Source organism: Lysinibacillus sp. UBA5990 (assembly GCF_002429815.1).
Lineage (GTDB): Bacteria > Bacillota > Bacilli > Bacillales_A > Planococcaceae > Lysinibacillus > Lysinibacillus fusiformis.
This window is the reverse complement of record NZ_DJAY01000015.1, coordinates 221,350-235,752: the sequence shown is the minus strand read 5'-3', so window position 1 is coordinate 235,752 and position 14,403 is coordinate 221,350. Positions and strand designations below refer to the sequence as shown.

The 14,403-nt window shown below is 37.3% G+C and carries 13 protein-coding genes; all 13 read right to left on the bottom strand.

The window, feature by feature from the left end:
- Positions 1-52 precede the first annotated feature (52 nt).
- Positions 53-919, bottom strand: coding sequence for a 2-oxoacid:ferredoxin oxidoreductase subunit beta (locus B3D94_RS13630; RefSeq protein WP_025114005.1), 867 nt, complete (start codon positions 917-919; stop codon positions 53-55).
- Positions 919-2,658, bottom strand: a complete 1,740-nt coding sequence (locus B3D94_RS13625; RefSeq protein WP_069480406.1) for a 2-oxoacid:acceptor oxidoreductase subunit alpha — start codon at positions 2,656-2,658, stop codon at positions 919-921. Before B3D94_RS13625 ends, B3D94_RS13630 begins: the two co-directional genes overlap by 1 nt.
- Positions 2,659-2,918: 260 nt before the next feature.
- On the bottom strand, positions 2,919-3,185 hold the full coding sequence (locus B3D94_RS13620) for a stage V sporulation protein S (RefSeq protein WP_004224903.1): 267 nt from the start codon (positions 3,183-3,185) through the stop codon (positions 2,919-2,921).
- Positions 3,186-3,363: 178 nt separating this feature from the next.
- Positions 3,364-4,161 (bottom strand): TIGR00282 family metallophosphoesterase, encoded by a 798-nt coding sequence (locus B3D94_RS13615; protein ID WP_258268004.1) that lies wholly within the window; start codon positions 4,159-4,161, stop codon positions 3,364-3,366.
- A gap of 120 nt (positions 4,162-4,281) precedes the next feature.
- A complete protein-coding gene (locus B3D94_RS13610) occupies positions 4,282-5,262 on the bottom strand; it encodes a glycosyltransferase family 2 protein (protein WP_291760552.1) in 981 nt (326 codons plus the stop codon).
- Positions 5,262-6,782: an oligosaccharide flippase family protein gene (locus B3D94_RS13605; protein ID WP_291757740.1), complete on the bottom strand. Its 1,521-nt coding sequence runs from the start codon at positions 6,780-6,782 to the stop codon at positions 5,262-5,264. Before B3D94_RS13605 ends, B3D94_RS13610 begins: the two co-directional genes overlap by 1 nt.
- Positions 6,783-6,797: 15 nt before the next feature.
- Entirely contained in the window at positions 6,798-7,904 is a 1,107-nt protein-coding gene (locus B3D94_RS13600; RefSeq protein WP_291760549.1) for a glycosyltransferase, read from the bottom strand.
- Positions 7,905-7,971: 67 nt separating this feature from the next.
- A complete protein-coding gene (locus tag B3D94_RS13595) occupies positions 7,972-9,057 on the bottom strand; it encodes a glycosyltransferase (RefSeq protein WP_291757738.1) in 1,086 nt (361 codons plus the stop codon).
- 9 nt (positions 9,058-9,066) lie between these two features.
- Complete coding sequence (locus tag B3D94_RS13590; protein WP_291757736.1) at positions 9,067-9,765, bottom strand: CpsD/CapB family tyrosine-protein kinase; 699 nt, start codon at positions 9,763-9,765, stop codon at positions 9,067-9,069.
- Positions 9,765-10,481, bottom strand: coding sequence for a YveK family protein (locus B3D94_RS13585; protein ID WP_291757735.1), 717 nt, complete (start codon positions 10,479-10,481; stop codon positions 9,765-9,767). Before B3D94_RS13585 ends, B3D94_RS13590 begins: the two co-directional genes overlap by 1 nt.
- A 69-nt stretch (positions 10,482-10,550) precedes the next feature.
- Complete coding sequence (locus B3D94_RS13580) at positions 10,551-11,486, bottom strand: O-antigen ligase family protein (RefSeq protein ID WP_291757733.1); 936 nt, start codon at positions 11,484-11,486, stop codon at positions 10,551-10,553.
- 253 nt (positions 11,487-11,739) lie between these two features.
- Complete coding sequence (locus B3D94_RS13575; RefSeq protein ID WP_291760546.1) at positions 11,740-12,504, bottom strand: tyrosine-protein phosphatase; 765 nt, start codon at positions 12,502-12,504, stop codon at positions 11,740-11,742.
- A gap of 146 nt (positions 12,505-12,650) precedes the next feature.
- A complete protein-coding gene (gene rny / locus B3D94_RS13570) occupies positions 12,651-14,210 on the bottom strand; it encodes a ribonuclease Y (RefSeq protein WP_008178918.1) in 1,560 nt (519 codons plus the stop codon).
- Positions 14,211-14,403: the final 193 nt, after the last annotated feature.

The following is a 14,403-nucleotide window of genomic DNA, read 5'->3' as shown; positions in this document are numbered from 1 at the left end:
ACAAAAAAAGCATTTGGACTATTACCAGTCCAAATGCTTTGACTCTATCATTTTACATAAATTCTTTTACTAGCTCATTGAAATCATTTTCACTCATTTTAATATCGATATCTGTTAATGGTAACTCGGAGTAGCCAGGTACTTTCTCTTGATAAGATGTTGTTTCTGTATCATGATAAATAATTCCTGTTACTAAGCCCTCATTTTCCATCACTGTACGCATCGCCATACCACGATCTGAGTGATCATAACCTTCAACATCCGCTAATTTTGTTAGGTTCTCTTTAAACCAATCGTAAGTGTTCACTTTGTTATATGTGACACAAGGTGAAAATACATTGATGAATGAGAAGCCTTTATGGTTGATCCCTGCTTCGATTAAAGCCGTTAATTCTTTAATATCTGTTGAGAAGCCTTGTGCCACAAATGTAGCACCGCTTGTTAATGCAACTTCTAAAGGTTTTAACGATGGCTCAATTGCTCCACCTGGTGTGGATTTAGTGATGAATCCCGCAGCAGAACGTGGAGATGTTTGGCCCTTTGTTAAGCCGTAAATTTGGTTATCCATGACAATATACGTAATATCAATATTTCGACGGATGGCATGAATCGTATGCCCCATACCGATCGCAAATCCATCACCGTCACCGCCAGAAGCAATAACATGTAAATCACGATTGGCCATTTTTAATCCTTGTGCAATCGGTAGTGCACGACCATGAATACCATGGAATCCATAAGAATTGATATAACCTGATATACGACCTGAACAACCGATTCCAGAAATTACTGCAAGTTCATTTGGTTCAATTCCAACATTGGCAGCAGCACGTTGAATAGCTGCCTGTACAGAGAAGTCTCCACAACCTGGGCACCAGTTTGGCTTTACTGCATTACGAAAATCCTTAAATGTTGCCATTAGTGAGTCAACTCCTTCACACGATTTTCTAATTCACCTGGCAAGAATGGTGTACCGTTATATTTAGTGATTGTCGCGATTTTATCGTGACCACCTACGTTCATCTTCATAATATTTGCCAATTGACCCGTATAGTTATTTTCCACAACGACTACTTTTTTCGCTTTCGCTACAAGTGGTGCCATTTCCGCAGATGGGAATGGATGAATTAAGCGAACATGCGCATGATTAACTTTCATTCCTTGCGCATTTAGTCGTTCTTGAACTTCTTCAATTGCACCCCTAGTTGAGTTAAAGCCAACTAATAAAATATCCGCCTCTTCATGTGGAGCATTCACAAACACGGGATTATCAAATTTCAAATTCTCTAACTTACGGAAACGTTTATCCATTTGAGCTTGACGATTACCCGTAGCTTCAGATGGCTTACCTGTTTCGTCATGTTCCACACCAGTAACGTGGTGAATACCATGTAATTTCCCTGGTAATACACGAGGTGAAATACCATCTTCAGTATCTTCATAGCGTTTGAAATAAGCTTTGTCTGCCGCTTCTTCTAAATCGTCCATGACGATTTTACCCCGACGAATTTCAATTTTATTGTAATCAAATGGTTCAACAGACTGTTTCCCTAGCGATAATTGTAAATCCGTCATTAAAATTACCGGTAATTGTAGTTCCTCTGCAATGTTAAACGCCTGTATCGTATCGAAGAATGCTTCCTCCATTGTTGAAGGAGCAATGACTACTTTAGGGATTTCCCCATGGGTACCATAAAGCATAGCCATTAAGTCTGATTGTTCCTGTTTTGTTGGTAATCCAGTTGATGGACCTCCACGTTGTGTATCAACGACCACTAATGGTTGCTCTGTCATACCTGAAAGACCGATTGCTTCCATCATCAATGAAAGACCAGGACCAGCCGATGCTGTAAAGGATCGAACACCACCAAAGTTAGCGCCAATCGCCATTGTTGCTGCGGCAATCTCATCTTCTGTTTGGATGACTGTGCCACCGAATTTTGGAAGTTTTTTAATAAGATACTCCATAATTTCAGAAGCCGGTGTAATTGGGTAGGCAGCCATAAAGCGTGTCCCAGCTGCTAATGCACCAAGCGCCACAGCATCGTTACCAATCATAAACATACGGCGTTTGCCATCTGCTGGCGCAAGCGCCCATTCGCCAATACGATCACCTAAAAGCTCATTCATAATTTGACGTCCGCGAGTAATAGCTTCCATATTTTTTTGAACGACTTCTTCACCTTTTTTACCGAAGATATCATCGACAACATTTTGGAACACTGCGTCCTCTAAATTTAGTAACGATGCTGTTGCTCCAATTGCCACCATATTTTTCATTAATGAAGTGCCTAGTTCTGCTGCCACTTCTGTAAATGGTACTGCAAACAATGGTGCTTTTGAATCTTCTGGTTTAACAGGATCAAATTTGGCATCCGCTAAAATAATACCGTTTTCTGTAAGCTCTTTATAATTGACATCGATTGTTTCTTGATCGAATGCTACTAGAATATCTAAATCATCCGCAATTGCACGTACTTCTGTTGGACGAACTGTAATCTTATTATTCGTATGGCCACCTTTAATTCGAGAAGAGAAATGACGGTAACCGTATAGGAAATACCCTAAACGATTCATTGCCATTGAGAAGATTTCACCTGTACTCTCAATCCCTTCACCCTGTTGCCCACCGACTTTCCATGAAAGCTGATGTAACATGTCAACAACTCCTTAAATCCAATGTGTACTATTATTTTTCCTTCATAAGTTTAACACGAAGAAACCTTCTGCACTATTGTTTCTCAACGATTTAGGCGAAAATCAGACCTTTGACTGAAAATCATGTTCATAAAGTTGTAATTTTCAAAACTAAGCAAAATAACGCACCTATTTCAAGTGACATCTATCATATGTAAACAGGAAAACGAAAAAATGCCCGTCACTTTATTATGTGACAAGGCATTTTACTTATTACTTTTTTATCGAATACGTTTTTCCACTAGCAGCTTCAAGGCTGTTCGTTCTTCACCAGCAATTAAAATATCGGCAAACGCCGGCGCGCAAATTAAATCTGTGCCACTTGGCGCTACAAATCCGCGTGCGATGGCCACTGCTTTCACGGCTTGGTTAAGTGCACCTGCCCCAACTGCTTGCATTTCTGCTTGCCCTTTTTCTCTGATTACCGCGACTAATGCACCTGCAACTGAATTTGGATTAGAGCGTGATGATACTTTTAATGAATCCACAATTATTCCTCCCCGTTTCGCGAATAGTGTTTACGCTCAACAACTCATGTCCCCCTTTTTGGACCTCAAGTTATTGTCCGTAGCACATTTTATGCTCCGCAAGACGGAAATAGACTAGTTTCACAAAGAATCCTGTTTCCTCGGTAAAAGCGCTGTAAATCAACATTCTTCGACTTTTTTATCCTTGAAATGGATAATCCTCATTTATATAAATGCGTTCACAGGATTTAGCCTTCCCTGTTTGATTATCAATCTCTACAAAGAAACCACTCAATACTTCTCGGCCTTTTTTCGGTACTTCAAAACGAGAAGGCATATTTGTTTGGAATTTATAAATAACACTTTCCTTCGTCATCCCTAAAATCTCATCATACGGACCTGTCATACCTACATCCGTAATATAAGCTGTTCCATTTGGATAAATACGTGCATCCGCTGTTTGCACATGTGTATGCGTCCCAACAACCGCAGAAGCCTTTCCATCTAAGTGCCAGCCAAGAGCGATCTTTTCACTAGTTGCCTCCGCATGGAAATCTACAAATACAAGCGGTGACGTTTGACGAGCTTCTTCAATCAATTTTTCTGCCATCGCAAATGGATCCTCATGTGGTGGTAAAAACACACGACCATGTAAATTAATGACAGATAATGTCACGCCATTTTTAGAAATTTGCACCATACCTTTACCTGGCGCTTCTTCTGAGAAGTTGGCTGGACGTACTAAATAATCAGCATCATCAATAAAATCGAATATATCTTTATTATCCCATGTATGATTACCCATCGTAATAACGTCTACACCCATTTGTAGCAGGTCATTATAAATATTACGAGTAATTCCGCGTCCTGCCGCAGCATTTTCACCATTGGCAATGACAACATCAATATTATATTTCTTTTTTAAGCGAGGTAAATATTTCTCTACCGCATCCCGACCAATTGAACCAACAATATCGCCGATAAATAAAACTTTCATTTTTTCAACCACTCTTTCTTTCCAATACGTCTCTAAATAACAGACTTTACGTACCTTGAATAACACCATTAATTGTAACGCTAGGTGGAGGATTAAGCAAAATAAAATAAATATCTGCCATTATAGTGCTCTTTTCACCTTCATGTAGATTAATGTAGAGGATAAAGTAAGCCAATTCATTTTTATGAGCTTTAAAAAAATAAACTGTTTTAGTTTACGGTTAATAAGCTTCACCTTCAATACGTCTGGATACGCTTGTAAAAAGGATTGAAGGGCATTTTTAATGGCCTGTGGTTTAGCTGGACATTGATGAAGAATAACAAGGAGCCCTTCAAATTGGTAATTTAAAAAGCTATTTTTTACTTTCTCATAAACCTCTCCACTTTGTAATTCCTCAAAAAGCTTTTTATACAACAAATCATAATTGTTTCTTACATTGCTCATAGCTCTACTTGTGAGGGAATTTTGATTACCTACATTATAGTAATAAAGCTGTCTTGGGACATAGCAGATGGATTGATTTTTTATAACAGCTCTCGTTAGAAACACTGTGTCTTCTGCAAAATTCATCGTTTCATCAAATTGTAGTTTATGCAAATCTATAAAGGATTTTTTATATAGTTTACAGCTGGCAAAACCAAAATGCTTTTCACCTATTTCTGTAAATAATTTATTTAAACAAACGGTTGCGCTATAAGTAAAGTATGTCTTTGAGGGATAATATAGCTGCCTATTTCCCATTTTCTCCTGCCAATATAAATCGCATTTGGCAATATTGCTACCTGTCAGCCTACAGGCGTGAAACATTTCTTCCAGCATAGTTAGCTCTAGCCAATCATCCGCATCAACAAAAGTAATATATTGTCCTTTGGCCAGTTCCATTCCTAAATTTCTTGCCTTACTAACACCACCATTGTCAATATCTAAAACAGTTATACGAGCGTCCATCTGTGCAAAATTTTGTAAAATCGCCAATGATTGATCTTCGCTACCATCATTAATCGTAATAATTTCAATGTCCTTTAAACTTTGATGACAAATACTTGTAAGACATTTGTTCAAATAGTTCTCGGCATTATAGACAGGGACAATCACACTCACTAAGACCAAAATTTTGCCCCTCCTTTACGTAATAACTCTAACCACTTTCTTCTCTGCTCTTTTGTCATGCCAATAAAGAAAAGGCTCCCACCTGCCAGAACTGTATAATAAAAAATATAAAGGATGATAGAGATCAAAGTAATGGGAGGTTTCGTTAAATCCCATAAAAGCTGACTACAGCAAATAGCCAATATAAATGCTAGAACTAGCCTGCTAATTGTCCGCCAAAAACCCAAAATATCCAAACCAATTTTTTTATAGTAATAAATATTCATGATTACTACATTTCCTATCAATAATGAACATGCCGTAATAATCGCTGTGCCCATTTTCCCATAAAAATAAATAGCCGGTATGGAAACAATGATATTGACCACCGCCACTATCATTAACAAAATGGTTCTAAATTTAAAAAGATTCTTCGCCTTCAACACATTAATACCCAAATTTTGTATGAGATCAATACTGAATGGCACCATAATAATAAGGACAATTGCATAGATGGCCATAAAATCCTTGCCTAACCACAGTAATAAAAATTCTTTTCCAAACAGAAAAAATCCACCTAGTATATAGCCAACTACTAAAAACTGAATGGCACCCACTTTAATGAATAATTGGTTAATTTCTAATAAGCCATCTTCTTTAGTGACAAGCATAGAAATACGAGGTAGAAATAGTCCACTTATGGCTAACGCAAGTGACATAAATATGAGCACTATTTGCATAGCTACCGCATAAATTGCCACATCCTCAGTACCTTTTAATATGCCTAATAACACTTGGTCCGTTTGCCAATAGATTTTATCGACAATGACTGTAATGAAAATGAATAAAGAATAGATAAAAATTTCCTTTATAAGCTTGATGTTTTTTAAAGTAAATGTAAATCGGATGGATAGGACTCTTATACAATAAATGGCATCCAATACTAAAAAGAGAATATTATAAATAGCGATAATATAGATTAATGTCACCGCATCGGTTCCCTGTAACAGAAAAAACAACATTGTCAAAGGCTGTACAATCACCTGTAGTAATGTTGTTAATTTGATAAAAATAAATTTTTCATATGCATGTAAGATGGAAGTAAATACACCTAGTGGAAATTGCACCGCTACACTAATCGTCATGATATAGCCCATTACTTTGGCTTTGGCTAATTGGTCTCCAGATAAGCTTTGTCCAAAAATAATATGTACTTGTGAAAATAGGAAGAAGCCTATCAATAATGTAAGACAGCCAATACCCATAAATAATTTCAAAAAAAATCCGTTTAATGATGCCTCTAATGCCTTATCTGCTATTGCTCTATTTCTAGCAATATAGCGTACAATCGCATTGCCCAACCCCAAATCTAAAATAGAAAGATAGCCAACAAGGACAATCATTAAGGAATATAATCCAAACTCTTTCTGTCCAAGAAGCGAAATCATAAAGGGGGTAAAAAGAAGGGAAGAAATCATCGTGCAGCCGATTGTCAGATACGAAAGAATGGCTCCAATCTTAATTTCTTTCATGAGCACACCTTTCTGTTAGTAAGGATTGGCTTTTCCATCTTTCCTATCAATAATAGCTGGATATAGAGATTGATATTGCTCCACAACATGCTTAATTTCAAAATTTGCTAAAACGTGTGCACGACCAAGATAAGCTTTATGTTCATATTGCTTTGAATCGTAATTTAATGCCCTATTGATGGCCTGCGATAAAGCTACCGCATCTTTGGCTGGTACAACCTCCCCGTAATTTCCTACTAAATATTCACAATCCCCAACATTTGTAGTCACACAGCAAGTGCCACTGGCAAGTGCCTCTACCAGCACATTCGGCAGCCCTTCCCCCGAAGAGGATAAAATGAATAGATCTGCTGCTGCCATTAATTGTGGAATATCGTCTCTACTACCTATTAGGAATGTAAAATGCTCTAATTGCGCATTCTCAATCATTTGCTGCAATACCTCATTGGATCCATCTATCTCATAGCCAACTAAAAACATATAAAAATCTTGTCGTTTCTGCCTTAATCGCTTCAAACTTTCCAGCAAATTTCCATAATCTTTTAAAGGATCCCATCTACCAACATGCAATAAAATAGGTTGGTTCAGGATGTTAAATCGTTCCATATAATATTGGCGCTTTTTACTGGGTTTATATAAATCAGTGTTTACACCATTTACAATAATTCGGTGCTGCATATTTTTGTACCCAATCGCTTCATGGATTTCTTTCACCTTTGGACCACAAGAAATAATAGCATCCACATGTTTAGATAATTTAGCACAAAGCTTTGCAATAAAAATTGTCCTTCGTTTATTTTCATGCTTATTTAAATTACTATGATGGATACCCCAAATTAATTTCTTTTTAAGTAATTTTGAAAGAATATATCCAAGAAGATTAGCATGATACATCCAAGTTTGAATAATATCACTCTCTCGACATTGTTTATAACAATGAATAAAGGCACTGCCCCTATTCCGTCGCATATCACATATAGTTACGTTGATGTTTAATTGCTGTTCGATAAACTCACCATAAGTTCCCATCTCTGTTAGACAAATAACCTCTATCTCATACATGTCCCTATCAACGTTTTGTAAGAGACGATAAAGCATCGCTTCTGCTCCGCCAAGACCTATCGTAGTGATGATATGAGTAATTTTAATTTTCTTTTGGATAGTCTCATCCTTTGAATTAGTTTACTTGCTAAGTATAAAGAGCGCATAATCTAGTTGCTATTTCTTCTGCATCAAGACCTTTATTTTTAAGACTCTTCCTAATAATTTGCGGATCTAGCTTCACATTATTTTCCAAAATAGCTCGCAGCCAATGATCAATCTCTCCATGTAGATCTAAATATTGTAATAATCCTACATTAAGATCTACCTCTTTTGGCAGTGTGGAAGAAACGATAGCTGGTGTACCACAAATTTGAGCTTCTAATAATACAATGCCAAAGCCCTCGAAATGAGACGGTAAAATAAATTTATCCATGAGCTGAAGGAGCTTAATAATATCCGCACGTGGGCCTAAAAATCGAACATAACTCTCTACTTTTCGTTGCTTGACGAGAAGGCGAATTTCCTGCTCTAAGGGGCCATCCCCTATCAAAAGCAATTTGAATGGAATTCCTTCTTGCTTTAATTTAGCAGCAAGCTCAATTAAAAATGGATGATTTTTCACAGGTGCAAAACGACCAATATGTCCTATTATTAAATCTCCATCTTGAATCCCTAGACCTTCAGCTAAACTCTTCTTTTCTTCTGGCGATAAATGCTCTATTTTCTGCATATCGATTGGATTAGCGACAACCTCATAGGATCTTTTATCAAAGCAAAACTCACCCGCTTTTTGACTACACGCTACCAGTCTCGTTGCATTTCCAACACTTAGCCTTTTCAACAATGCTAACAGGGCTTTATTGTTCCATTCTTCAGCAACATTCGTATGGCTATGTAATACACGGCATGATACACCGGCCAAACGAGCTGCTAGCATGGTAAAAACTGCGCGGTAGCCTGTATGATCATGAACGGCATCATATTGATAGTGTTTGATGATCCGATAAACGTTTCGCATATAAGAAAGTGGGCCTTGCTCGGTAATATACGTTTCGTAAAATATTTTCGAACCTTGCTGTAAGAGAATATCATGGTAAGTACCTTTATTAAATGACACAAAATCAAAATGGTACGAAGATTTATTAACATTCATCCAAGTATCTACAATCATGGTCGTTATACCACCAAAATCAGTGGTAGGGATAATATGCAGAATCTTTTTCACTGTCATCCTCCACCTTTATTCTTTTCCATAATACTGCTCATACGTACTGCCCTTCATTTTATAATTGTTCAAGATGACACCTAATATATTGGCCTTGGAAACCGTTAAGATGGATTTTGATTTTACGACAGCTGCTTTTCCTACAGCCCCCGTATTTACAACTAAAAGAGTACCATCACATTTATTAGATAAAATTTGGGCGTCCGATAAAAAAAGCAACGGTGGGGCATCAATCATCACAATATCGTACCGCTCTTTCACTTCGTGCAATAAGAAGGTCATTGTTTCAGAGGCTAATAATTCTGTTGGATTAGGAGGAATAGCGCCACTCGAAATGATATCCACACCTTCTACAAAGGTTTCTTGAATCACCTCTTGTAAAGTTGCTTGCCGTGATAACACAGAAGATAAGCCAAAAATATTATCAAGATAAAATGTATGATGAAGTGTAGGCTTACGCATATCAGCATCAATAATGAGGACACGTTTCCCTTCCTGTGAAAATACAACACCGATATTCGCGGCATTTGTCGATTTTCCTTCACCAGCGATAGAGGAGGTTACTAGAATAGTTTTGACATCTTGATTGGGTTGTGAAAATTTAATATTCGCGCGAATGGTGCGATATTGCTCCGAAGGAATGGACATCATATCGGAAACGGTAATCAGCTTGCGAGCCATCGGGATTCTTTTTGTTTTTCTTTTGAACAGCATTAGGAGGTCCCCCTAGCTCTGGATTTTTTACTATTGAGTAATTCTATATTACTGACTACACCAATCACTGGTAATGATAATATCTCCTCAATATCCTGCTCTGTTTTAATAGTCCTATCAAGCGTTTCTAAAAAATAGGCGAGTACGAGTGCTACACTGAAACCACTGATAGCTGCTATTAGGATGTTCAGCAATTTATTTGGTTTCACCGGTACTGGATGTTCACTGGATTGGGCAATAAAGAGAATATTAATATTGTCCACATGCATTAAAACAGGGATTTCCTCTTTAAAAATCTCCGCTATCGTATTGGCAATCTTCACCGCCCTTGCTTCATCCTCATCCTGTACACGAATATTCACTACTTGTGAATTATTTGCGCTTGAAACCTCAATTTGCTTCATTAAAGTTTCTGGAGTTGTATCTAGTGCCAGGACATCGATAACCTTTGTTAAAATAACAGGACTTTTGATAATAACATTGTACGTATTTATTAAACGAAGGTCCGTATCAACATTCTGTGCCCCTATTAGTTGCTGATTCTCATAGCTTTTTTGATTGACCAATAATTGAGTTTCGGCCTCATAAATAGGCGTTTGAAGAAGATAGCTAATGAACACGGCAATGCCGATCGACAGCATCATCAGTATTAGGATGAAGAACCAGCGCTTTTGCAATACTTTTACTAGACTTTGGATTGTCATTTCTTCATTCACAAAATGGATCCCTCCTAATATAGGCAGATAACTGCAATGCTAATAAAGTATATTAAACAAGCCTATCGCTTATTCGGTCAATATTGTCTTTTTGTCCGTATCTCTCAAGCTACCACTGACAACAAACACAAGAATATGAAGCACGTTAAAATAAAGAATTTCAAACGTGGAAACCCCTAACATCGCAACTATAATTAACGCCATTAGAACGGCAAGCTGGTCATTCATTTGACGATAGCCTTTGGCAATGGCTAGCAGAAAACAGCAATAGCTAATCAATGCCAGTAGACCTGCCTCCTGTAAAATATTAATAAATGTATTATGTGCATGAGATACACCTATAGACCATAATGATTCCACACCATGTCCCCAAAATTGAACATGCTCAAAAACATATTGCCAAATTTCAAGACGACCATCTGTTATATTTGTGGATTTTTTTTCCATTTTCAATAAAATACTTTGTACGGCATCTTGCATCCTATTCATTTTCATAAAAGCTATTAATACAACTAAAACAGTGCCCGCAAAAAGAGCACTAAACTTTAGGAATGGCAGGAAGGTTTTATTCAAACTTTTAATACTAGAAACACTCACTACAATCGTCACTAGTGCAGCGGTTAACAATGAAGTACGTGCATTTGAAAGTAGTATAATATACAAGCATATTAAATATATGGTCGTATAAAAAACAAATAATAAAATTAATTTTGGCTGTTGTCGTTCATGTAATATTTTCATGATTAGGTGATATAGCCTTATAAGTACGACAACCATTAATCCAATCATAGAAAACCCCATTGTATTGGGATTTTCAAATACACCTGCAAAGCCCCCAAACATATAGTGCGCTTGGTGAAAACATATAACTATAAATGGCACATAGGCTATTAAAACACTATTTACAACAATCTCCATAACATGCTCTTTCACAAGATCATTAAAGAAAATAGAAACTGCTAAAAACATGCAAAATAATTGAAGACTATTTTTTAATAAATTCATATCTTGGTTTACCCCTGCTGCAATGACACAAAAAAATGTATACATACTAAAAAAAACACTAGCTTGTACATTGTGAATAATAATTTTTTTATGCTGAAGTATAGAGATCATAATAAGGAAAAGGCTAAAAACTAAAGATAATTTATGGTAAATTCCATCGACGGGCTGCATAAGGCTCATAAAAATAAGCGCGCTAAACACTAATGTGATGAATAGTTTCATATTATACTCACACTCAATTCTACATAGGAGATTAAAATATAAGCCATCGCTTCTTCACAACAATATTCTCTAGTTCAAATCGCATGATAGGCTTGTTAGCTAAAACATTTGCATTATTCATGAGGAGCCGTTCAATCATCTCCATTTGATTTTTTTTCTCTAAATATTGGAGTGCCTCTTGGTAGCAGAACTTTCTTGTGCTTACATTATGGGCATCAGAGCCTATTGTATGAATGTAATTTGCTCTTACTAAAGCTAATGATAAACGCTGTACCTCCTTACCAAACAAGCCCGTTAAACTACCTGTCGTTATTTGTGTAAACGCACCTTCATGGATAAGGACATCGAGTCTTTTTGGATTTTCTCTAATGGCAAGATTACGTTCTGGGTGTGCCAAAATCGGTGTATATCCAGCACATTTTAAACGTCTAATCATCTCTTTCGTATAGGCAGGGATTGTATTTGAAGGAAGTTCTAATAGAATATAGTCAGTGTGGGCTAATGTATGGAGTTGCTTCTGCTGAAGATGTACTAAAAGCTCATCATTTAAACGAACTTCGTGTCCTGTGTGGATGGTGATTGGAATTTGGTGATGCAGCAGTAACTGTTGTAGATCATGGACTAGCGCTTGTACCTTGCTATATTGAACATGATATTGTGGATGCATAGCATGCGAGGTACAGACAATATCTGTTATCCCCTCCCGTGCAGCTTGCTTTAACATGTTTAAGGATTCTGTTCTATCTTTAGGACCATCATCCACATCAAATAATATATGAGCATGAAGATCTATCATTTTGATCACATCTTTCCTCTTTAATCCATCTGCAGAAATTCTAGCCTTTTTCTTTTTTATGATGGATGTTCCTTAAACATGACTCTTGCTAAATTAAAAAAGAGGCTCTCTAGATATGAATCTAGAGAAACCTCTAACTTTCAATATTATTTCGCGTACTCAACTGCACGAGTCTCGCGAATGACTGTTACTTTTATATGACCTGGATAATCTAATTCTTCCTCAATACGTTTGCGAATATCACGAGCAAGACGATGAGAAGCTAAATCATCAATTTTTTCAGGTTGTACGATTATTCGGATTTCACGTCCAGCTTGAATTGCATAAGATTTTTCTACGCCATCATAGCTTTCTGAAATTTCCTCTAATTTTTCAAGTCTGCGGATATAGTTTTCAAGTGTTTCACTTCGTGCACCTGGGCGAGCTGCTGACAAAGCATCAGCTGCTGCGACTAATACCGCGATAACAGATGTTGCTTCTGTATCACCGTGATGTGAAGCAATACTATTAATAACGACTGGATGTTCCTTGTATTTTGTTGCTAATTCCACGCCAATCTCAACATGGCTACCTTCTACTTCATGGTCAATGGCTTTACCAATATCATGTAATAAGCCTGCGCGACGAGCTAATGCTACATCTTCACCTAATTCAGCAGCCAGTAAACCTGCCAAATGCGCGACTTCAATTGAATGTTTTAGGACGTTTTGTCCATAGCTTGTACGATATTTCATGCGGCCTAAAATTTTCATTAAATCTGGATGTAAGTTATGAATGCCAATTTCAAATGTAGTTTGCTCACCAGTTTCACGGATTTGTTCGTCCACTTCACGGCGAGATTTTTCCACCATTTCTTCAATACGTGCTGGGTGAATGCGGCCATCCTGTACAAGTTTTTCAAGTGCAAGTCGAGCCGTTTCACGACGTATTGGATCAAAGCCTGATAAAATAACCGCTTCTGGAGTATCATCAATAATTAAATCAATGCCTGTTAACGTTTCCAATGTACGAATATTACGGCCTTCACGACCAATGATTCGACCTTTCATTTCATCATTTGGCAAGTTCACAACAGATACGGTTGTTTCAGCTACATGATCTGCAGCAAATCGTTGTAGTGCCAACGATAAGATTTCACGCGCCTTTTTATCTGAGTCTTCTTTTGCACGTGTTTCAGCTTCCTTCGTCATCACAGCAATATCAGTTGCTAGCTCTTTTTCTACTTCATTTAAGATAATTGATTTCGCTTCTTCTCTAGTTAAAGCAGAAATACGTTCTAGCTCTGTTTTTTGTGATGCAACGAGCTCGTCCACTTTGCTCTCCATCTGTTCAATATGCTGTTGTCTTTCAGCTAGAGCTTGTTCTTTACGCTCTAAGCTTGCTTCTCTCTTATTTAGAGCATCATCCTTGCGATCAAGATTCTCTTCTCTTTGCAATAAACGGTTCTCTTGTTTTTGAAGTTCTAAACGACGTTCACGAATGTCATTTTCGGCTTCAGTACGAAATTTGTGAGTTTCATCTTTGGCTTCAAGTAGTGCTTCTTTCTTTAATGCCTCCGCTTCTCGTTTTCCTTCTTCAACGATTGTTTCAGCGACATGTTTAGCACCAGTGATTTTTGAGTCATTCACTTTTTTCATGTAGATATAGCTAACAGCGGCACCAACGATGAGTCCAAGCAAAGCGGAGATGATAGTAATTCCATCCATATGAACACCTCCTCTTGCTATTTGGGTATTACAGTTTCAGTCGGCGCATACATCTATGTCGCCTTGGCAAATCGCGCAATATTTTGTTAGTCTTCACACAAAACTTGTCTAATTGGCCAAAGGTATTATCTGCATTCAGTAGGCGTTTTGACATCCTTCGAAAAGGACATGTAACTATAAAACTTTTGCTAAA